The organism is Acidobacteriota bacterium (assembly GCA_016716905.1).
Classification (GTDB): Bacteria; Acidobacteriota; Vicinamibacteria; order Vicinamibacterales; family SCN-69-37; genus SYFT01.
The window spans coordinates 429,446-451,511 of record JADJUS010000022.1 but is presented as its reverse complement, the minus strand read 5'-3'; the positions used below and the strand labels follow the sequence as shown (position 1 = coordinate 451,511).

The window sequence follows — 22,066 nt, the reverse complement described above, 5'->3', positions numbered from 1 at the left end:
GATACTATCACTGCTGTGCCGATCGTCAGCAATGCCGCCAGGGTCTTTGACTATGTTGTGGTGGGCGGGGGCACGGCCGGTTGCGTGCTCGCGGCGCGCCTGGCGGAAGATCCGGACGTCTCGGTGGCGCTGCTCGAGGCTGGAGGCCCGCCTCGTCGCGTCCTCGATGTGCCGCTGCTCGGGTTATGGGCGTGGTTGAAATTCCCGCGGCGTTACTGTTTCCAGGATCTGACGGTGCCCCAGCCGGCGCTCGGTGGCAGACGAGTGAACTGGCCGGCGGGACGTTTGATCGGTGGCAGTTCAGCGGTCAACGCGATGATCTACAACCGGGGCCACCGGGCCAGTTACGACCGGTGGTCCAACGTGGCGGGGCCCATGTGGACGTACGAGGCCCTTCTGCCGTACTTCAAACGCGCCGAAGATCGTGAGCGGGGCCTCTCGCAGTGGCACGGCGTGGACGGGCCCGTTGCCGTCTCAGAATCGCGGCACCTGATCGAACTCGCCGGCGCGTTTGTCGCCGGCTGCCACGAGGTGGGCATTCCGGCCACCGACGACTTCAGCGGGGCCCAGCCCGAGGGCGCCGGGTACTGCCAGTTGACGCAGCGCGCGGGCCGGCGATCGAGTGCCGCGGAGTATCTCGAGCGCACGCCGGGCGGCCCCCGGGTGTCGGTGCACCTGCGAACGTCGGTGACGCGCCTGACGTTTGAGCGCGACCGCGCCACCGGCGTCGAGGCCCGCGTCGGCGGTGCGACCGTGTTTATCCGCGCGCGGCAGGAAGTGGTTCTGTGTGCGGGCACGCTGCGTTCGGCGCAGATCCTGCTGCTGTCGGGCATCGGGGCCGCTGACGCGCTTGGGCGGCTCGACATTCCCGTGGTGGCCGATCGGCCCTCGGTGGGCGCCAATCTGCAGGACCATGTGCGCGTGCCGGTGTTACGTGCGTTTGGCGGCGCCAACCCGACCAGTCCCGGTCGGCTTGCGCGCGCCGGTGTGGAGTACGCGCTCGCACGGCGCGGCCTGCTGACCTCGAATGTGTGCGACGCCGCCGCGATCGTACGACTCGACGCCGATGCCGCGGTGCCACAAGTGCGGATCATTCCGCACTGGAGGGCGCCCAGCCAGGGGCATCGGGCTGCGGTGGACTTCGAGGTTGGCCTCATCGATCCGCGAAGTCAGGGGCGATTGACGCTCACGTCGCGCGACCCCGAGAGCCCTGTGGCCGTGGACCCGGGGTATTTGTCGGCGCCCCAGGACGCGGCGATTCTGGCACGCGGCATCGCCCTTGCGCGCGCCATCGGCGACAGCCAGCCATGCCGGCGCGCCGGCGTGGGTGATGAGATGCAGCCCGGCGCGGGCGACGTCGGTGAATACCTGCGCGACCATGCCGACACGGCGTTTCATCCGGTGGGCACGTGCCGGCTTGGGATGGATCCCGATGCGGTGGTGGATACGGAGTTACGTGTGATCGGTGTCAGCGGATTGCGCGTGGCCGATGCGTCGGTGATGCCGACCACCGTGGCTGGACACGCACAGGCGGCCGTGATGGCCATCGCCGAGCGCGCGGCAGATCTGATCGCCGCTCGGCCGGCCCGTCGTCAGATGGTTGCGGGCGGCGCGGGGTCGGCCGGCACGTCGGTTGCCGGCGGGGCCACGTAGTAGAGGATGCGCTGGCAGCTGTCGCACGGCAGGATGCTGTCGTTGCGACGCACCTGCTGCTCAACGTGGGGACGCAACCGCACGTGACACGCGGTGCAGTGCCCGGCCACCATTGCGGCCACGGCCAGGCCTTTGCGGCTCTTGAGGATCTGATCGTACTTCGCCAGCATCGCGGCCGGCACGGCGGGCGTCGCGGCAGCGCGCTGGCTCGCTAGTTGCGCCAGTTCAGCGTCCAGGGCCTTGCGGTCCACGTTCATTGCGGCGCGTTCGGCGTCTGCGGCGCGGCGCCGATCGGCGAGCACGCCCTCGGCATCTTTCAAGGCACTGTTGAACGCATCAGCCTCGTCCATCAACGCGAGAATCTGATCCTCAAGCGTGGACTTGGTGGTCTGGGCCACTTCGATTTCGTGGTTCAGCGCCTGGAATTCCTGGTTGGTTTTGACGGCGGCTTTGTGTTCCTCGAACTTGGCCATGCGCCCGTCGATGGTGGCCACGTCTTTTTCGAGTGTGCGGCGTGCCGCGGCGTTTGCTTCGACCTTTGCCCTGGCCTCGTCCACCAGGGCCTTGGCGGCGGCCACCGCCGTATCAAGAGCCCGTTCCGCGGCGGGCATGTCGTTGATTCGCCTGCGCGCCGCATCGGCGGCCGTATCGAGCGCCTGCAGCGCAATCAGGGAAGTGAGGGCCTCAAGCATGAACGACTATCTTACCTCCCCGACATTTCGCCACTTCCGGCCCATTTCGCCATTTGTGGCATTTCGCCCCTTCCGGCGCATTTCGCCATTTGTGGCATTTCGCCCATTTCGCCATTCCTAAGTGGGCCCTCCAGGACTCGAACCTGGAACCAACCGGTTATGAGCCGGCCGCTCTAACCATTGAGCTAAGGGCCCACATTCAAATGGCGAAATGGCCGAAATGCCACAAATGGCGAAATGTGCCGGAAATGGCTTAGTGTCTCGGACACCGCCGCGCCCGAGGCTAACGACCCTCGAGAAATGGCTTCAGCCTTCGGCTCCGCGAAGGGTGGCGCAGCTTCCGAAGCGCTTTCGCTTCGATCTGCCGAATCCTCTCACGCGTGACTGCGAAGCTCTGGCCGACTTCTTCGAGTGTGTGTTCTGAGCCTTCGCCGACGCCGAAGCGCATCTTGATGACCCGCTCTTCGCGCGGTGTCAGGGTGCGCAGCACGGAGTCGGTCTGCTCCTTCAGGTTGAGGTTGATCACCGACTCGGCCGGAGACAACACGTTGGTGTCGGGGATGAAGTCGCCCAGATGCGAATCTTCCTCTTCACCAATCGGCGTTTCGAGCGAGATGGGTTCCTGCGCAATCTTCAGGACCTTGCGGACCTTCGACACCGGGATGTCCATGCGCTGCGCGATCTCTTCCGAGGTCGGCTCGCGGCCCAACTCCTGCACCAGCGCCCGCGACGTGCGGATGAGCTTGTTGATGGTCTCGATCATGTGCACCGGGATGCGGATGGTGCGCGCCTGGTCGGCAATGGCACGCGTGATCGCCTGCCGGATCCACCACGTGGCGTACGTGGAGAACTTGTAGCCGCGCCGGTACTCGAACTTGTCCACGGCCTTCATCAGGCCGATGTTGCCTTCCTGGATGAGGTCCAGGAACTGCAGGCCGCGGTTGGTGTATTTCTTCGCGATGGACACCACGAGGCGCAGGTTCGCTTCGACGAGTTCCTTCTTCGCCTGCTCAGCCTGCGCTTCGCCCTCGAGGATGGTGCGCAGCATGAGCGTGAGGTCATCGGTGGGCTGTTCAAGCTTCAGCGCCATGACCTTGATTTCCTTGCGCAGCTCTTCCTTGTGCTTGAGCAGGATCTTCTTTTCTTCCTCGCGCAGCTTCTTCTGCTTGCCCTTGGGTTCCAGCTTCTGATCGATCTGCCGGACTTCCTTCTGCTTCCACTGGATGTCTTCGACGGCCGACTTCAGGCCTTCGATCAGCCGGCGTTTGACCAGCTCGGTGAACTCGATCTTGCGGATGGCGCGTGACGTGGCCACCTTGGCGCGCAGAATCTTCCAGCGGGCCTTGCGGTACTTCCGCTTCTCGGCCTTGGGAACGTCGCCGACCTTTTCCTCAACCTTGACCGCGTTCTCCTGCGCCAGGCGCACGGCATCCAGCTGCTTCTCAAGCTGCTTGCGCCGGCGTTCAAGTTTTTCGTCCGTGATTTCTTCTTCGTTGAAGACCACCAGCTCGCGGATGGTGCGTTCGCCTCGCTTGAGCTGCTCGCCCATCTCCACCACTTCCTGCGTCACCTTGGAGGTGCGGGAAATGAGCTTGATGACCGTGAGCTTGCCGCGTTCGATCCGTTTGGCGATCGCCACTTCACCCTCGCGGGTCAGCAGCGGCACCGTGCCCATCTCGCGCAGGTACATGCGCACCGGGTCGTTGGTCTTGTCGAGTGCGCCGGGCGTCAGGTCCAGCTCGCTGCCGCCGCCCTCGGTCTCCTCGCCGCCGACCTTTTCGTCGCGGTACGTCTTTTCAGAATCCACAATCTCGATGCCGGCCGCGCCAAAAGCGCTGAACAGGTCGTCGAGTTCTTCAGCCGACGTCACATCGGCGGGCAACAGCTCGTTGATTTCCTCATAGAGCAGGTAGCCCTTCTCTTTGCCCATGGCAATGAGCGCTTTGATTTCGTCGTACTTTTCCTCAATGGACAAGGTATCTCTCCTGGCGTCGCGTTAACCGTTCAAACTCTCGAGCCGCTGCAGCAGCTCCAACTTCCGTGCCCACAGTTCCGCAAACTGCGGGTTGTTTCCTGTGCCCGATGATGCCTGCAGGCGATCGATCTGTTCCTGCACCTCGGACCGTTCCCGTTCCAATCGCCGCCGCTTCAGGGCGTTCACACACTCGGTCGGCGGCGCCGCCGCTTCGGTGGACGCCGCGCGCGCCAGCAACGCCCGCTCGCCCTCGTTCAGCCGCTCCTGCAGCAGATCAGGCAGCACGTCGGCCGGCATCTCGGCCAAACTCTGCGCCATCAGGAACACCGGCGCCGACATCAGGCCATCCAAATCGCCGGGCTCGAGGTGCGCCAGCGCCGCAAGCCCTTCCACCGGCTGATGCACCAGCGTCCACAACAACCCCTGCTCCGCGGCCAGCAACCGCACCGTGACCGGAACCGCGATGGCCGGCGCTTCGGTCTTCCGCTGCGCCGCGGCTTTCCGGATTTCATCCCGCACCACGGCTTCGGTGATGCGCGCCTTGTGCGCCAGCCGATCCGCGAACTGATCGCGCGCCGCCGCGTCGGGAATGGTCGCGGCCACCGACAACATCTGCCCGATGAACATCCGGCGGCCCTCGGGCCGGTTCAAGTCGAGCCGCTCGGCCGCGCGATCCAGCAGAAACTCCAGATACGGCCGCGACGCCTTCAGGCGCTCGGTATACGCGCGCCCACCGGCCTTCCGGATGTACGTATCGGGGTCGCTGCCTTCCGGCAGCAGGGCCACATTGACCTGGAACCCTTCAGCCACGAGGAGCTCGGAAGACCGCACCGCTGCCCCCTGACCAGCCGCGTCCGGATCAAAACTAAGGACGATTTTCCCGGCAAACCGTTTCAGCAGCTTGGCCTGGGACACCGTCAACGCCGTGCCGCTCGAGGCCACAACCGGAGTCATTCCAGCCTGCCAGACCTGAGCCAAGTCGAAGTAGCCTTCGACGAGCACACAGTAATTGTGCTTCCGAATGGCCCCTTTCGTCACGTCCAACCCGTACAAAGTCCGACCTTTTGTATAAATTGGCGTTTCCGGCGAATTCAGGTACTTGGGCACTTGCCCATCATCCAGGGCCCGCCCGCCAAAACCAATCAGCGCCCCAGTATCCCGGCGAATCGGAATCATCAGCCGGTGCCTGAACCTGTCCGCCACCCGGCCGTCGTCTCGCTCCATGACCAGCCCGGTCTTGATTTGCAGGCCCAGGGGCACTTTTCTGCCCGCAAACAGGCTGTGGAGCGTGTCGCGCCCTGCCGCCGGGGCATATCCATACCCAAACATCCCGATCGTGGCTTCGGTCAGGCCGCGGGTTTCGAGCTCCCGCCGCGCCCGCACGCCGGCCGGTCCGGCCAGCTGTTCCAGGTAAAAAACCTGCGCGTCTTCGTGCAGTTTGACGAGCGCCTCGCGCTCGGCAGACGCCACCCGGTCTTCCTGCCCGTCCACAACCTCAGGGATGGTCATGCTGGCCCGCTGGGCCAGGTACCGGATGGCTTCAGGGAAGGTGATTTTCTGGTGCAGCTCCACGAACTTCACCACGTCGCCCTTGGCGTCGCAGCCAAAACACTTGAAGAAGCCCTTGTCCTGGCTGACGGTGAAGGAGGGCGATTTTTCGGTGTGGAACGGGCACAGGCCCTTCCAGCTGGCGCCGGCCTTCTTGAGCGGCGTCACGTCGCCAATGATGGCAACGATGTCGGTTTGGGCCTTGAGGTCGTCAAGGAAGGTCTGTGGAAACAGGGCCATCAGTCCTTCAACTCCACAATGGTCGCGCCCGCCCCACCTTCGTTATCAGGGGCAGGGCCGACGCTGGCCACCAACGGGTGCTCGCGAAAGAACTTCGCCATCGCCTCGCGCAGCCGCCCGGTACCGTGTCCGTGTACCACGCGAAGCCGCCGGGTATCGCTGAGCAGCGCCGCGTCCAGGAACTTTTCAGCCGCGTCGGTGGCCTGGTCCACGGTCTTGCCGATGATCATGAGCTCGCGCACCGCGCTCACCATATCTGACGGCGCTGGCGTGCGCACACCGCCGGTGGCCGGTGTCTCGGGTGTGGCCGACTTACTTGCCTGGCGCAGGCCGCGCCACGCCACCTTCATTCGCTTGCCGCGAATGTCCACCTCGGCGAGTTTGCCCGACACGCCCGTCACCACGCCATTCGCACCGAAGGCGGGGACGAACACGCGGTCGCCCGCCGCCGGTACGGTGGAGAGCGCAGGACTCGCGTCACTCGCCTCAGACGCGTCGCCGGCCTTGGCGAGCGACTCAAGTGCGGATCGTCCCTGCACGCGCAGTTGGCCGATCTCACCCGTCGATACGGGCGCGGTGCCGGCGGCGCCTCGCTGCTCGGCGGAGTGCACCAGCGTCTGCGCCTTGGTCTTGACCTGCGCCACCACGCGATCGATCTCGGCGCGGGCCTCGCGCAGCTTTTCGTTGACGCGGTCATCCAGGCGCTTGCGCAGCACTGCCTCGCGTTCGGTCACCTGGGATTCGCGCGATGTCAGCGCCTGTCGTTCCTCGGCCACACGCTGACGCTCATGGGCCACCGTCTGGCGTTCCTGGTCCAGCGCCGCCAGTTCCTGATCGACGCGCGCGAGGTGCGCCACCAACTGGCTCTCGCGATTCGAGCGCCTGCTGCGCGCGGCCGCGATCACGGACGCGGGCATCCCGAGGCGTTCAGCAATTTCCAGCGCAAGGCTCCGTCCCGGCGCGCCGTACACGAGCCGGAATGTCGGCGCGTACGTCTCGGGCACAAACCCCATCGCGGCCGCCACAATGCCGTCCGTCGTCGCCGCGTACGACTTCAGCGCATCATCATGCGTCGTCGCCACGAGGGTGGCGCCGCGCTGGCGGAAGTGTTCGATGACCGCGGCGCCCAGGGCGCCACCTTCCACGGGGTCAGTGCCGCCACCGACCTCGTCGAGCAGCACGAGCGCGGGCAGCACCAGGGCGCGTTCCATTTCCACGATGTGTGCGATGCGGGCGGAGAAGGTGGAGAGGCTGGCGGCGATGGATTGGTCGTCGCCGATGTCGGCGAAGATCGATGCGAACGGCGTCAGCGTACTGCCCGGGTCCACCGGGATATGGAGCCCGGCCTGCGCCATCAGCGGCAGGAGCCCCGCGGCCTTGAGGGCCACGGTCTTGCCGCCGGTGTTGGGGCCCGAGATCACGAGCGCCCTGACCGGCGGAGTGATCAGGATGTCGTTGGCGACGACGGAAAACGACCTCTGAGGTCGTTTTTTTTATGAGAGGGGGAAAAAAAACGACCTCTGAGGTCGTTTTAGGTGGGGGGCCCGCCCAAGCAGCGGGTGGCGCGCGCCGCGGAGTTCGAGGCGGCCGTCGGTGGCGAGGGCCGGCGCGATGGCGCGCATGCGCGCGGCGAGGCGCGCCTTGGCCTGCAACAAGTCCAGCTCGCTGGCCACGTGCAACGTGGCGTCGAGTTCATCGGCACGCGATCGATATCCATCCGTGAGTTCGAGCAGGATCCGGTAGACCTCCGCCTTTTCCCGGTCGGCCAGCGCGACAATTTCGTTGTTGGTCTGCACCGTCGCAATCGGTTCCAGGTAGAGGCTCGCGCCACTGGAGGAACTGCCGTGGACGATGCCGGGGATGGCCCCCTGGTGTTCGGTTCGAACCACGAGCACGTAGCGTCCGCCGCGGTCGGCGACGATCTGGTCCTGCAGGTACTTGGCTGTGTCGCGGCCGCGCGTCAGTCGCTCAAGCGTGGTGCGCAACTGCGCGCGTTGCCGGCGCAGCGAGTCGCGAATGGCGCGCAGGGCAGGGCTCGCGTTGTCGGTGACATCGCCGGTTGGCGCGATGGCACGCCGCGTGGCGGTGGCCTCGTCGGCGAACGAGGCGGCTGATGCCGCCACGCCGGCGAGCAGTGGCGCGGTGCTGCGGGCGCGCCGTATGACACCACACACGCGGTCCACCGAATCGACGAAGTCGGCCAGACCGATCAGGCCCAGGGGTTCGAGTGGTTGTCCGCCCACCTGCAGGGCGTCCAGGAGATCGAGCAGGCCCTCGGGCGCGGAGATGTCCATGCCGTTGCCCGTCGTGATGAGCGCCACGGCCTCAGACGTGGCGTCAAGCCGATGCCGCACCTGGCCGGCGTCCGTGGAGGGCTCGAGCGACAGGGCGCGAGCGCGGCCGAGGGGCGTCAGCGTCTCGCGCGCCAGCGCCTCGCGAATACGGTCGAACTCCAGCGCCTTCAGGACAGCGGGTTGCATGGTAGGGGCCCCGGTCACCCGGGGAGCCTTCAATTATCGCACGTCACGCTATATTCTCTTGCCTGCTGGCCGGGGCCAGCTCTAAACGTTTTTTGCGAGGTGTGTATGCGATTTCGGTCCGTGTCTGTTATTTGTCTGTTCCTGTCCACATTGTTGGTGAGTTCCCCGGCGCTGGCGCAGCAGCGTCACGTCGTCACGCCTTCCGACATGCGTCAGGCTGTGGCCCAGAGTGCCGCGGCCCGGCAGCAGACGCGCGAGACCCTTCGCACCGTGCTGAAGGATTCGCAGGTGCGCGCCGTTGCGGCTCGGCTTGGCCTGAGCGTCACGCGCGCGGACAGCGCGATCAGCACGCTGTCGGATACGGAACTTGATCAGTTGGCGGGACCGGCGCGTGAACTCTCCACGCAACTGGCTGGTGGCGCCAGCACCATCGTGATTTCCACCACCACGGCGCTGCTCATCCTCATTATCGTGCTCCTGCTCATTGACTGAAGCCGGCCCCTGGCCGGACAGGACTGAGTCGACCCCGCGACCGGTCAGTCGTGCAGGACGACGCTGATCAGCGAGGGTTTGATCTTGAGCGTGCCGTTGTACTCGATGAGGCCGAGCTTGCGGAACTTGTTCATGAAGAAGTTCACGCGCGATCGGGTGGTGCCGATCATTTCGGCCAGCGTCTCCTGAGACACCCGTGGCACGGTGTGGGTCGGGTGGACCTGCCCATACCGTGCCAGCAGCAGCAGCGTGCGCGCCAGCCGCTTCTCGCTCGAATTAAAGAGCTGGTCCACCAGATCCGCCTCAATGCGGATATTCCTGGACAACATGTGCGCCAGGAATCTCGCGCCAAACGTGGGCTCCTCAAGCAGCAGGCGGTCCATTGTCGCCTTGTCGAGGATCATCACCGAACACGCGGTCGCTGCGGTGGCGGTGGCCATGCGCACCGACTGGCCGGCCATGATGCCTTCACCAAAGAAGTCGCCCTCGGTCAGCATCGCCACAACCGCTTCTTTGCCGATGTGCGAAAGGACCGAGACTTTGACCACCCCTTTTTGGAGGTAGCGGACATCCGCGGCCGAGTCGCCCTGGGAAAAGATGACCTGTCCCTTCTTGACCTGGATGACCTTCCGTATCCCGCCAGCGGCGGCGAGGTACGGTTCAACAGCAAAGCCCGCAAGCGTGGCCGAGCCGACGACGGCCTTCTGTTTGCGCGCCATGTGTCCTCCCGCGCGCATTATGGCACTCGGGGGGTGCTGAGGGGGCAGGCCTTGTGCCGGTCAGCCGCGCAGGGGGTCGCGGCCCTGGATGACGCGGATCAAGATGACGATCACCGCGATCACCAGCAGGAGGTGAATCAGGGAGCCTCCCACGGGTACCACGAACGCGCCGAGGAGCCAGAGGACGAGAAGGACGATGACGATGGTCGAGAGCATAGCGGTCTCCTTTGAGTGACGAGTGAATCGGTTCTACGTCCCCGCGCTGTCGGGGAAGAGTGTGGTCCGGCCGCGGTGCTGGGCGGCGTGTGCGGTCGGGGCATGTTCGGTTTCCCGCTGGTCTTCGCAGTCGTGGCAGCGCACCGCAAACGGCAACGCCCGAAGGCGCCGTTCCGCGATGTCATCCCCGCAGTCAGCGCAGGTGCCGTAGTGGCCCGAGTCGAGCCGTACGAGCGCCTCCTCGATTTTGGCCAGCGTGGCAGCCCGCATCTGGAGCAACGCGAATTCCAGACTGTTCTGGATGTCGGCATCCGACGTGTCGAGTGAGTCGCCCACGTCGCGCGCACGCGGGGCCCGGCCCTCACGGACACGGCCTTCCACTTCCACCTGTCGCTCACGTCTGTGGTCCAGGAGCATCTGTCGCAACGCCGCAGATCGAATCTTCGTCATGGTCATGTCGGAATCTCCCTGCGGTCAGTGGCTGTCGCGTTTGTTCACGGCCTGGATTTCGTGCAGTGTTCGCCGCATTTCCTCGACCACCTTCATGTGCTCAAGCGTGACCTTGAGGGTTTCGGCGGTCGCGCGAACGGCCTCTACCGTGGCGTGGCGCGCCGCCTCAGCAGACACCCGCGCCCCCTCACCGGCCGTGCGCGCGAGTTCCGCCAACTCCCTCAATCGCTCCCGGTCCTGCCGGGTATGTTCGGCGGTCTCCCGGGCGCGTTCCGCGTCATCAAACATCGCGTCCCTACTTTCCACCGGTCGGCAGGTTGATCAGGTAGTGATTGCCGCCGTGCACCAGCCACACGCGCAAGTAGTCGCCGCCCTTGAGCGGCTCCACACGCACCGCGGCGGTCTTGCGTGGCATCTTGGCCATCGTGCGCATGTCCTCGGCGGACACCACGCTTGCCAGCTCACGGCCCGCGACGGTGCCCCCCTTGACGAACTCCACCCAACGTTCGGCCTCGGGCCCCTGGCCCACCACCGGCGTGACGCTCGCTGTGCTGAGCCTGACCTGATAGGTGCCGGCGGGCAGGGCCTGCCCGTCGGCCTTCACCGCATGCGTGAGACGCACGGTGCCCAGCGTCGCCGTGGACGTGGTCTGCGCCCACACGCTCCCTGCGCCAAGCGCAATCACCCCGGCCGCAATCGTGTTAAGTAGACGCATCTGAGTGCTCCTGTAGTGAGACATGGTTAACGCACCACCGACACGACAAGGGCTGCGCGGCGGTTGAGCCGGCGAGTCTCTTCACGTTCGTTGTCGTGCCTGGGACGCTCTTCACCAAAACTGACCACGGTGAGGCGGTCGCCGCTCACGCCGCGCGAGACGAGATAGTCGCGCACCGCTTCAGCGCGACGGTTGGCGAGGGCCATGTTGTATTCCGACGTGCCGATGTTGCACGTGTGGCCTTCCACCTGCAGTTTCAGTTCGGGCGATTCCTTCATCGCGGTGATGGCGCCGTCAAGCACGGCCAGGGCGTCGGGACGCAGCATGTTCTTGTCGTAGTCGAAGTGCACGTCCTCGAAGGTGTATTCCTTGACGGCCGGCCGGACGACCTGCACGGTCACGTCCGCGCTGGCCGTGAGTCCGCCCGGGTCCGTCACGGTGACGGTCATCGGCACGGGCCCGACGACCATCGGTGCCGTCCAAATCGTCTGCGCCGAGGCCGGGTTCGCCAGCGAACCTGCATTGGTGACCCAGCGATAGGTCAGCGCGTCACCATCGGGATCCGCGCCAATGCCGGTGATGGTTGACGTCTTGCCCACTTCCACGGTGCAGGGGTCGCAGGTGGCGCGAACGGTGGGCGGCCGATTCACCGGCGCTGCGGCGGGGGCCATCACGATGGCTGCCGCTTCGACGGGCGGCGGTGGCGCGATCGCCGTGTACTTGCGAACACCAGGGTGGTAGCCAATGCGCGCCTGGATGCCGAGCTTGTCGCGGAAGCCGTTGTTGCCAACGATCCGATCCTCAACCGCGCTGGACCAGTTCAATCCGCCGCCGGCAAAGAACCCGCTGGAAGACTGCCACGTGAGGCCCAGGGCCGCGTACATCGGATTCTTGACCGTCGAACTAATCGGCGCAATCGATCCATCCTCGGCCACGAACCCTGCGGGGGCCGTCAGGACACTGTCGCCATACCGCTCTCCGTGCAGTTCTGCGGTCAGGCGAATGGGCGAGCGGCTGAACACCGCGGCGCCGATGCCCCAGCGGATGCCGTTGCTCAGCTCGAACCCATCGGGATCGCCGCGCATGATCAGGCCGGCCGTGGCCGTCAGTTCCACCAGACGCGCCTCGCCGCTGGCGACGAGGTCCACGGTGTAGTCGGCCTTGCCGCTCGACGCGCCCGTGTCTTCATTGCCCATGGGCAACTTCACGCTGCCCCTGACCGCCAACGCCATTGGCCGGTTGTCGGCCTGCGACATCAGGTTGATTTTGGCGCCCACGCGCAGGTCGCCCCGGCTCGATCCGGTCCACTGCTGTCGCACGAGCGGGTTGTCGTTCGTGATGCCCCCGCCCGATCCGGGATCCGCCGGAGCGAAGAACAGGGGCCGGGCATCGCGGTCGATCCGGGTGAGCGTCGTCCAGCTGCCGAACACTTCCACGCGGTCACGGACGCCAACGGCGAACGAGAGCGGGAAGTTCGACACGTCGGTGAAGCCCTGACCGAAGTCGGCGTTGGCGCGATACAGGCTGAGCGACCACTTGCCGTGAGGCAGGATCTCCGCCGTGGGCAGGAACCAGAGGCCGGTGTCGCCACTCACCGAGACGGTGGCAGGGCGCGTGTCGGAGACGGGTCTGGCGTCCTGCGACTGCGCCGTCGCCGTTTGGGCGGCCGCGCTCGTAATCGAGGCCAGCAGCAAGAGGAGAGCGAACAACATCCGGCGCATGAGCAAATCCTTTCAAGGCGGACGAGACAGTCCGCGCATTCATCCTAGGGGGGCGCGCTATCGCTCGGCTGTACACTTGGGTACAGGTGTTACGAACGTCCGAGGACGACTCGAACGTGGTGCGTGAGGCCATCCTGGAGGATTGGAATCGCGCTCGCGTCCACCGGCTGGTCGTCGAGTGTCGCGTTCAGCACACCTCGACTGTGTTTGTCCGGGTTGAGGACGACGATGACGTAGGTCGCGCCGGGCAGCGTCCACGTGATGGTGTATTCAGGCCACGACGCAGGGATGCACGGGTCCACCATGAAGACGCCGCCTCGCCGCCGCAGCCCCAGCATGCTTTCGATGCCCGCGCGGTACAACCACGCCGCCGACCCGGTATACCAGCTCCAGCCGCCGCGGCCCGCGTGCGGCGCCCGGCCGTAGACGTCACCAGCCACCACATAAGGTTCCGCCTTGTAGCGGGTGACCTCGGCCGCAGTACGGGAGTGGTTGATGGGGTTGAGCATGTGGAACAGCTCCGCTGCTTCGTCTCCACATCCGAGTTTCGCCAGAGCCATCACCACCCAGATAGCGGCGTGCGTATACTGCCCGCCGTTTTCCCGCACACCAGGCGGGTAGCCCTTGATGTAGCCGGGGTCCTGGGCGGAGGTGTCAAAGGGCGGCTCGAAGAGCAAGACCAGCTTGGGGCCGCGTGCGATGAGGTGCGCGCGGACGGCGTCCATCGCGCGCTCGGCATACCGCAGCGGGACGGCGCCCGAGAGCACGGCCCACGACTGCGCGATCGAATCCACGCGGCATTCGTCGTTCTGCGCCGAGCCGAGCGGCGAGCCGTCATCGTAATACCCGCGTCGATACCACTCGCCATCCCAGGTCAGTGCCAGTTGTGAGGACAGCCGTTGGGCGCCGGTCCGGTAGCGGCGCGCCCGATCGGGCTCGTGCCGCGCGTCACACAGGGTCGCAAAGTCCACGAGCACGCCGTGGAGGAAAAATCCCAGCCATGTGCTTTCGCCCTTGCCGCCATGGCCCACCCGGTTCATGCCGTCGTTCCAGTCGCCACTGCCAAACAACGGAAGGCCATGGAGCCCGGCGGTGTGGCCGCGATCAATCGCGCGCACGCAATGTTCGAACAACGTGCCGTGGTGGGACGCCACTGCGGGCGCCGCGTACATGTCCTCCTGGCCGCTCGCCAGAGGCGGGGCCGTCAGGTACGGCACTTGTTCGTCCAGCACGCCCGTGTCGCCCGTGCAGCGGACGTACTCGGCCACCACGTGGGGCAGCCACAACATGTCGTCGGAACACCGCGTGCGGATGCCGCGTCCGGCGGGTTCGTGCCACCAATGCTGGACGTCGCCCTCCACGAACTGTCGCCCGGCCGCGCGCAGCAGATGCGCGCGCGCCAGGTCTGGTCGCGCGAATACCAGCGCCATCACGTCCTGCAGCTGATCGCGAAAGCCGTACGCGCCCCCGGGCTGGTAGTAGCCGCTCCGCGTCCACAGGCGGCAGCTGATGGCCTGATACAGCAACCATCCGTTCAGCATGGCGTCGAGCGAATCGTCCGGCGTACGCACCTGCACCGTCGAAAGCGTCGTGTTCCAGGAGGCCTGCGCCCGGTCGCGAGCCAGGACGGCCGCGGCCACACCGGCGTGCCGCGTAATCAGTGCCCGCGCCTCCGACAGATCGGCGCCTTCGCCAAGCAGGAACACCAGGCGGCATTGCCCCCCGGGCGGCACCTCGCATCGGAGGTGCACGGCGGCGCACGGGTCCAGCCCGGCGCCCAGTCGGCCCGAGAGCGTCGCGTCCTGCAGTGCTGCCGGCCGCGACAAGTGTCCCTGTCTGCCAATGAACGACGTGCGATCTCCGGTCACCGACACCGCCGGCTCGCTCGCGTGCAGGAACGCGACATGATTTGCAAAGTCGGGGTTGTAGGCGTTCCTGGCGACGACCGAACCATTCTTCGAATCGAGTTCGGTCACCACCTGAAGGTGGTGTCCTTCCCTCGGGGGGCCCAGCACCCATTCGTTGTACGCGATGACGCTCAGCGTCCTCACTCGATCCCCGGTGTTGGTCAACGTCAGCAGTGAGAACTTCACCGGGTCGTCGGCGTCGACGAACACATCCAGTTCATGGGTGATGCCGTGCGTCGCTCGGGCGAATCGCGTCAGGCCCGCTGAGTGCGTGATGACACATCGGCCGCTGCGGGCGCTGCGGATCATGGGGCCGGGCGTTGGGGTCCACGCGTCTCCGGTTTCGTCGTCCCTGATGTAAATCGCTTCGCCGGTGGGGTCGCTGACGGGGTCGTTGGCGAATGGTGTCAGGCGGTTCTCGCGGCTGTTCCCCGACCAGGTCTGCGCGGCTCCCGAGGCAGTCACGATCGTGCCGAAACCCGGATTGGCGATCACGTTCGCCCAGGGCATCGGCGTCTCTTCGTCGCCTTCGAGGACGATGGCGTAGGCGCGGTCGTTGTCGGCAAAACCGCCGCGCCCATTGGCATGGTCGAGCACCGGGATCTCGACCGGTGTGTCCGCGAACACCTCCTGTGCCGGTCTCGACGTCACGAGGGCCACCGGCGCCGCCGTGACGGGCGTCGCCTTGTCGAGCTGGGTGCGCAGGTCGCCGTCGTCTCCGCGGAGCACGGCGCTGGCCACCGCTTCGAGCACGCCCCGCTCGGCGTCTGACATGCCGTCAGAGCGGAGCAGGTATGCGCCGCCTGGCTTGGCTTGCCACGTCGTCCACGGGCCTTCGTTGAGGACGGCCGTGAGCGCGGCGTGCAGGTCGTCCTGATAGCCGATCGGATGTTCGTTGATGATCACGACATCAGCCATCAGGCCCTTGAGGCGCCAGTACTCCTGAGCCTGCAGCACCTGACGCACGAGTGTCACGCTCGCGGCGCCGACCATGCGGACGAGCAGGATGGGGTAGTCTCCCGAAATCGCGTGTGGCCAGAGCCCGGGTTGCCCCAGCGTGTTTGTGCTGATCACGTGCGCATCGGCCCGCATGGATCCGTCGGTGCCAAGCACGCGCGACACCAGTCGCTCAAAGAGCAGCGCCTCGTCACCGGAAACTCCCAGGTGCCCGAGGGCGCTTTCCGCGCGTGTTCGGGCCAGCGTGAACGTCCGGGCGGAGGCGGCGAGGTCGTGATACTTGCGGGCCAGTGCCTCGACCGTCGCCCGGTCGGATGCCATGCCCGTGGAGTAACACAGACGCGCCGTGCCGCCGGGTGGCAACCGGATGCGCTGGCGCAGGCTGACAATCGGATCCAGCACAATGCCCGTGGTGCCCGACAACGTGCGTCCGTCGAGCGCCTGCGGATTGTGCGGCGTGCGGCCGCGGCCCAGGAACCGTGCGCGATCGGTTTCCCACTCCAGCGGCCCCTGCGGACGGCCTTCGAGACTCAGGGCGTGAAACGCCCAGGCCTCGGCGTCGCGCGGATCACGGCGGCGCCGGTGGCACACGAGCGCGCTGCTGTTCGCGTGGTACTCGGTCTCGACGAAGAGTTTGCCAAAGGCCGGGTGCGCATGGTCGTTTTGCGCGGAGGTCAGCACGATCTCCGCATAACTGGTGACGTCGATCTCCCGCATGCGATTGCCGTGGTTACGCATGGTGAGGCGCCGCACTTCCACGTCGTCTTCGGTCGAGACCGCGATCTCCAGATGTGTCGACAATCCGTCGTCGCGCCTGCGGATGCCGACACGGTCGGGCGAAAACGTGACGGAGTAGTCCTCTGGTGTGACGCGAGTGGGTTGATAGGCAGCTGACCAGACCTGGTCGCTGCGCACATCGCGAAGGTAGATGAACTGGCCGTCGGCGTCGCACGTGGCGTCCGGGCCCCATCGAGTGACCGGGAGGCCATTCCACGCGCTGCCGCCCCCGCCGGCATTGGTAATCGAGGTGACGTAGTGGCCGTTCGACAGGAACTGTGTATGGGGGACCTCGGTAAACGGCGTTGGGAACCGACGGACCGGGATCGAGACGAGCGGGACGATGGGCCGCACTTCCTCGTTCGGGCGCGGCACTATCGTCGCCGCATCGCGGGGGACGCGCTCCTGCAGCAGCAGTTCGGTCGCCTTCACGCGGGCGTCGGAATGGAAGCGCTCGATCATGCGGTCGCCCCCGAGCGCGTTGGTGATCGCGAGCAGGATCATCCCCTGGTGGTGCGCCATATACGTGTGCACCACCACGCCGACCGTGGATGTCACCGGGTGGCCGGCGTCCGGGCGATCGGCGCCACGCCTGGTGTAGTCGATGGCGTCGACGAATCCGTACTCGCCCTCGAGGCCGTCCCTGCCGAGGCGGCGCAGGTTGTCGGTGCTGGCAATCGGGTCAATCGCGAGGGCCAGCGCCGACGCATACGGGGCCACCACCACTTCGTCGCCGAGCCCGCGTTTCATGCCAAGCCCCGGAATACCGAACGCCTTGTACTGGTACTGGCCGAGTCGATCGACGAGGTTGTAGGCGGATTCCGAAATGCCCCACGGCACGCCGATGGCATCGGCGTAGGCGCGCTGGCGCCGCACGACAAGCCGGCACGAGTCGTCCAGCAGCGTTTCCGGCGAGGACCGCATCAGCAGCAGGGGCATGAGGTACTCGAACAGGGTCGCGCTCCACGAGAGCAGCACCGGTGATCCGCGCAGGCTCGTGGTGGGACGGCCGAGATGGAACCAGTGCTTTTCGGGCACATCGCCCTTGGCGATCGCCATGAAGCTGGCCAGCCGCGCTTCAGACGCCAGCAGGTCATAGGACGCTGTGTCGAGACGTCCCAGGATGGTCCGCATCGGCCAGGCGATACCCGATGGCGAAGAGCCGGCGCTTCGGGTCGTACAGGAACCGGAAATCCATCGCGTCAAACAAGGCCGTCGCGCGGGCCGCAAGGCTGGGCGCGATGTCGCGCAGTCCTGCGGCGATGGTGACGAGCGAACCCGCGAGATTGCCGCTGTCCACTGTGGACACGTACCGGGGCGACAGGGGCTCCAGCGTCTGCGTGTTGTACCAGTTGAGGAGGTGTCCTTCGTACCGCTGAAGGCGCTCGACGGTATCGAGCGTCGCATTGATGCGACGCAGGCACGTGTCCGCATCGATGAACTTCAGGTCGAAGGCGGAGAGCGTGGCGAGGAGCCCGAGCCCGATGTTGGTGGGCGACGTCCGGTGCGCGATTGTGGTTGCCGGTTGCACCTGGACGTTGTCGGGCGGCAGGTGCTGGTCCGTGTCGCCGACGAAGGTCTCGAAGTATCCCCAGGTCTTGCGGGCGATGGCCAGCAGGTACTCGCGGTCCTCGGGCGGCAGCGTGGCGCGACGCCGTGGCGTCGGCTGGCTCAGGCGGAAGGCAATCACCGGCGCGACAAACCAGAGCGCCAGAAAGACGGCGGCTACCGGCAGGGCCTGAGGCCGCAGGCCCATCACGGCGATCAACACACCAAACGCGATCATCGGGCTGGCCCGCATGTCGGTGGTGAACGTGCGCAGGCGCGTGGTGTTGACGCGAGCCGCGCTGTCCGCCGCCGTCTCCCACTCGAGCAGGCGCCGGTGCGTGATCACGATCCGCGCCAGGGTGACGACAATGGCGTGCAGGCGCTCGGCCGCGTCATGGGCCAGGAAGGCGATTTGCAGGCCGACGCGCGCGAGGGCCGTGTCCACGTCGTCAGACCGGGTGCGCATGAAGACGTGCCACGACTGCCCGGCGCGCGGCCCGCGGACCAGTGCCAGGATGCTGGCCACGCATGGAAAGACCAGCGGCAGCAGGGCCATCGCGGTCCAGGCTAGAGGCGAGCCCGGCAGGATGGTCCATCCGGCCACCAGCAGTATCAGCGTGGTGGGAGGGACAACGCTGCGGCGCAGATTGTCGAGAATTTTCCAGCGCGAGATGATCGGCAGGTGATTGCGCGTCCAGCCCTTGCGTGACCGCACCCACGGCAGCAACCATCCCAGGATCTGCCAGTCGCCGCGCACCCAGCGATGCTGCCGACGCGCGTGTGCCAGCACACTCGACGGATACTCATCGACCACTTCGACGTCGGTGACGAGCCCGGTTCGCGCGTAGAGGCCCTCAAACAGATCGTGCGAGAGCAGCGTGTTCTCGGGCACGCGGCCTTCGAGGGCTGCGGCGAAGGCGTCCACGTCATACAGGCCCTTGCCGGTGAAGATGCCCTCGCTGAAGAGGTCCTGGTACACGTCCGACACCGCCGTGGTGTACGGGTCCACGCCCGTGTGACCGGCGTAGGTGCGCGCAAAGAGCGATCCGGCTGCGCTGGCCATGGTCACGCTCACCCTCGGCTGCAGGATGCCGTAGCCACGGGTCACGCGGCCAAGCCGGCGATCGAACCGCGGTTGATTCAGCGGATGGGAAATGATGCCGATGAGTTCCCTGGCGGCATCGCGCGGCAGGCGGGTGTCTGAATCAAGCGTGATGCAGTAGCGGACCCGGGGCAACACGTCCAGCGCGCCCACCTGGGTCGAAAACGTGGTGTCGGTGGCACCGCGCAACAGGCGATTAAATTCTTCGATCTTGCCGCGCTTGCGCTCCCAGCCCATCCACGAGTGCTCGGCGGCATTCCATTGGCGATCGCGATGGAAGAGGAAAAACCGATCGGCATGATCGGGGCCGAGCTTCACGTTCAGGCCTTCCACCCCCAGGCGGGCCCGATCCAGGATGGCCTGGTCCCCCGGTGTCTCCTGTGCGGTGGTGTCGGAGAAGTCACTGAGGATCGCGAAGTGAATGCACCGGTCGAGATTCCCGAGCGCCAGCACTTCCATGTGATCGATGAGCTCATCGACGCGTGCCACCGACGTCAGGAGCGTCGGCACGATGACCATCGTGCAGGCGGACTCGGGCACGCCGTCGGCCAGTTCCAGGCGTGACAGCCGCCTGGGCAGGACCAGGCGCGTGACGAGATGCTGAATCGCGGCCAGCGCGACGTCGCTGGCGGGCACCAGCACCAGCAGCGCGGCGAGCACCCACCACGCAGGGCCACCGGCGCTGGCGGCGTAGGCCACCGCACCTGCCACGAGCAGGCCGGTGCCGACTGTGAGGGAGCCCAGGAACAACAGAGGGGCATGGCGCGCCAACCGCTGACGCACGCGGGTCCGGACCGGAGCCCGGTAGCCCAGATCGGCTTCGAGTGTGGGGCGCCCTCGGTCAACGAGGTAGTACCCGACATGCGCCGCCGCGTCAGCCACGGATCCGCTGGCGGCGGCCTCCCTGGCGAGTGTGATGGCGCGCCATGCGACGCGCCGCTGGTCTTCGCCGCACGGCTTCGCCATGGACTCAATCGCGCGTCGCTGGGCGTCGCGGCTCAGGAAGTCCATCCGGGCGTAGACGTTGGCCGGGTCGCACTGCAGGACTTGTTCCACCAGGCTGACGGCCTCGACATATTCCCGCCAATCCATCGAGGCGCACAGCCGCAGGCTGGTGACGGCATTTGCCACCGAGACCTGCGCCACGCCTTGCCGCTGGTGTTCGACGCGGATGGTTTCTTCCGCCGTTGTATGGAGCAGGGCGAGGTCGTCATCAAGCGTGAGGCGCATCGACGGAATCCGGAGGCCGTACTCACGGAACCGATGCAGCAACTGCACGATGAACGTCGGGGCGAACGCCTCCGGCAGTGCCACGAGATCGTCGATCGGGTCGTCGGCCTCGGTCATTTGCGACACGTAGGTGTCGGCCGCCAGCCTGGCCGTGCGATCCACAATCAGCGCCTCGGCAAGCCGCCGGAGGTTTTCAATCAGGACGAGCTTCAGCATGCTCGGCCAGGCCCAGAGCTCACCGATGGTCAGCGGCGCGATGCGCTGGTAACTGTGCAGGAACTGCAACAGCTGCTGGCGGTCCAGGCGGCTGTCGCTGTGGCGCACCAGTTCAAGCGCCAGCACGTACATGCGGGCCTGGCCGTCGTGTTCGCCGGTCGCGACCGTCGGCAGCGTGCGCGAGTACCGGCGCGGCAGGTTCCGGCGAATCTCCGTGATCTCGGCGATGACCAGCGGAAAGTTGTCGATGAGCCAGTCGGCGGCCGGCGCCACAAATCGTCCGGCCCGCACGTCGTCGGCCAGCGTGCGATAGGTGGCGCGCAGCAGGCGCACGTTGTCTTCGAACCGCGGGAACGTATCGCGCGGCCGGCGTCGTGGATTCGGATCAAGGAGCAGGCCGGCCGCAAGAACCCTGGCGCGGTCCTCAATGCGGTCGATGCTCAGCAGCTCGGCGCGCAGCGGTGGTTCCACCGCCGGCACGCGCCGGAGCCATTTCGTTGGCGGCGTCACGGGCCGCCTATCGCGTCAGCGTTTTTTCGATGGTGAGGGGCACTCGAATGTCGACGGGAGCCTTGAGCGTCATGGTGACCTCCGTGCCGGAGGGCAGGCTGACCTCCTTGCCCGTGGTGGTCAGTACCACGGCAGTGCCTGCGCCGCCTCCGATGACCGTGCCGATGATGGCGCCCTTCTTGCCGCCGAGGATGCCGCCAACGACTGCGCCCACGGCTGCCGGGGCGCCGATCGTGATGATGTCGTCCTTCTTTTCACTGGGTGCCACGCGGCTGATGCCCGCGACGATGGCGTACGGGTCGTCATGGCCGGTGATGGTCAGGGTACGGAAACGGAACGCGAGACTGGCACGGCCCTTTTTGGGGGACGGTTCAACCGCCGTGACGTCACCCTTGACCCGGCTTCCCACCGGCGCCAGGGTCATGCCGTCCACGACCAGCGCCTCCGTCAGGCGGCCTTCGACGGTGTCTTCAACTTTGCTGGTGCCGGAGTCAACACTGGTCTCCAGCCGCACATGCAGTGTGGCGCCTTCGGGCACGGTGTATTCCCGGTACCTGGCGGCCGGCGGCAGCACGACAGGCTTCGCCTCGGTCACCACCTGGACTTCTGCGATCGCCTCACGGGGCACCGACCGCACCGATCGGCCCACGTTGACCCTGACGTTTTGCGGGTCACGCTCGGCCAGTGTGCCCTGCACAACGCCGCCGTCTTCCTTGGTGACCGCCACTTCGGCCCCAATCGGGACCTTCTCTACGTCCACCGCCGAGGGTTGACCGCACGCGGCCGCGAAAGACAACAAGACGATTGATGACGTGAATCGAAGAGGGAAGGACATGTCATCCATGCTAGGCCTTCGGATCTCGCAGGGATGTGCAAGACGAGACACCGACCATTTGCGTCGATCTGCTACGGTCAATG

Annotated in this window: 14 protein-coding genes, 1 tRNA gene and 1 pseudogene; 2 read left to right on the top strand and 14 right to left on the bottom strand. The window is 66.3% G+C overall.

Annotated elements, in window-relative coordinates; all coding sequences use genetic code 11:
* Positions 1 to 15: 15 nt before the first annotated feature.
* Positions 16 to 1,653 (top strand): GMC family oxidoreductase N-terminal domain-containing protein, encoded by a 1,638-nt coding sequence (locus IPL75_18125; protein ID MBK9242115.1) that lies wholly within the window; start codon positions 16 to 18, stop codon positions 1,651 to 1,653.
* Here the strand turns inward: IPL75_18125 and IPL75_18120 are convergent.
* The 6 genes from IPL75_18120 to IPL75_18095 form a co-directional block, all read right to left on the bottom strand.
* Positions 1,593 to 2,345 carry a hypothetical protein gene (locus tag IPL75_18120; GenBank protein MBK9242114.1) on the bottom strand — a complete coding sequence of 251 codons (753 nt, stop codon included), beginning with the start codon at positions 2,343 to 2,345 and terminating at the stop codon, positions 1,593 to 1,595. The genes IPL75_18125 and IPL75_18120 overlap by 61 nt on opposite strands.
* Positions 2,346 to 2,467: 122 nt before the next feature.
* Positions 2,468 to 2,540 (bottom strand) — tRNA-Ile (locus IPL75_18115).
* Positions 2,541 to 2,628: 88 nt separating this feature from the next.
* Entirely contained in the window at positions 2,629 to 4,320 is a 1,692-nt protein-coding gene (gene rpoD / locus IPL75_18110) for an RNA polymerase sigma factor RpoD (protein ID MBK9242113.1), read from the bottom strand.
* Positions 4,321 to 4,341: 21 nt separating this feature from the next.
* Entirely contained in the window at positions 4,342 to 6,108 is a 1,767-nt protein-coding gene (locus IPL75_18105) for a DNA primase (GenBank protein MBK9242112.1), read from the bottom strand.
* Positions 6,108 to 7,529: a Smr/MutS family protein gene (locus IPL75_18100; GenBank protein MBK9242111.1), complete on the bottom strand. Its 1,422-nt coding sequence runs from the start codon at positions 7,527 to 7,529 to the stop codon at positions 6,108 to 6,110. Before IPL75_18100 ends, IPL75_18105 begins: the two co-directional genes overlap by 1 nt.
* 72 nt (positions 7,530 to 7,601) lie before the next feature.
* A complete protein-coding gene (locus IPL75_18095; GenBank protein MBK9242110.1) occupies positions 7,602 to 8,606 on the bottom strand; it encodes a hypothetical protein in 1,005 nt (334 codons plus the stop codon).
* Positions 8,607 to 8,708: 102 nt separating this feature from the next.
* Here IPL75_18095 and IPL75_18090 point away from each other — a divergent pair, with 102 nt between their 5' ends.
* Positions 8,709 to 9,080, top strand: a complete 372-nt coding sequence (locus tag IPL75_18090; protein ID MBK9242109.1) for a PA2779 family protein — start codon at positions 8,709 to 8,711, stop codon at positions 9,078 to 9,080.
* A gap of 44 nt (positions 9,081 to 9,124) precedes the next feature.
* Here the strand turns inward: IPL75_18090 and IPL75_18085 are convergent, their stop codons facing one another.
* The 8 genes and pseudogenes from IPL75_18085 to IPL75_18050 all read right to left on the bottom strand — a co-directional run bounded on the left by IPL75_18085 (position 9,125) and on the right by IPL75_18050 (position 21,983).
* The gene (locus tag IPL75_18085) at positions 9,125 to 9,799 is read right to left on the bottom strand and encodes a Crp/Fnr family transcriptional regulator (protein MBK9242108.1); all 675 of its coding nucleotides are present in this window, start codon (positions 9,797 to 9,799) and stop codon (positions 9,125 to 9,127) included.
* 60 nt (positions 9,800 to 9,859) lie between these two features.
* Positions 9,860 to 10,015 carry a lmo0937 family membrane protein gene (locus IPL75_18080; GenBank protein ID MBK9242107.1) on the bottom strand — a complete coding sequence of 52 codons (156 nt, stop codon included), beginning with the start codon at positions 10,013 to 10,015 and terminating at the stop codon, positions 9,860 to 9,862.
* 33 nt (positions 10,016 to 10,048) lie between these two features.
* Complete coding sequence (locus tag IPL75_18075; protein ID MBK9242106.1) at positions 10,049 to 10,471, bottom strand: TraR/DksA C4-type zinc finger protein; 423 nt, start codon at positions 10,469 to 10,471, stop codon at positions 10,049 to 10,051.
* Between the two features lie 18 nt (positions 10,472 to 10,489).
* Positions 10,490 to 10,753, bottom strand: coding sequence for a hypothetical protein (locus IPL75_18070; GenBank protein ID MBK9242105.1), 264 nt, complete (start codon positions 10,751 to 10,753; stop codon positions 10,490 to 10,492).
* A 7-nt stretch (positions 10,754 to 10,760) separates the two neighbouring features.
* Positions 10,761 to 11,180 carry a hypothetical protein gene (locus IPL75_18065; protein ID MBK9242104.1) on the bottom strand — a complete coding sequence of 140 codons (420 nt, stop codon included), beginning with the start codon at positions 11,178 to 11,180 and terminating at the stop codon, positions 10,761 to 10,763.
* Between the two features lie 26 nt (positions 11,181 to 11,206).
* Positions 11,207 to 12,901 carry an OmpA family protein gene (locus tag IPL75_18060; protein MBK9242103.1) on the bottom strand — a complete coding sequence of 565 codons (1,695 nt, stop codon included), beginning with the start codon at positions 12,899 to 12,901 and terminating at the stop codon, positions 11,207 to 11,209.
* A gap of 89 nt (positions 12,902 to 12,990) precedes the next feature.
* A pseudogene (locus IPL75_18055) lies at positions 12,991 to 21,148 on the bottom strand (carbohydrate-binding protein).
* A gap of 7 nt (positions 21,149 to 21,155) precedes the next feature.
* Positions 21,156 to 21,983, bottom strand: coding sequence for a hypothetical protein (locus tag IPL75_18050; protein MBK9242102.1), 828 nt, complete (start codon positions 21,981 to 21,983; stop codon positions 21,156 to 21,158).
* Between the last annotated feature and the right edge of the window lie 83 nt (positions 21,984 to 22,066).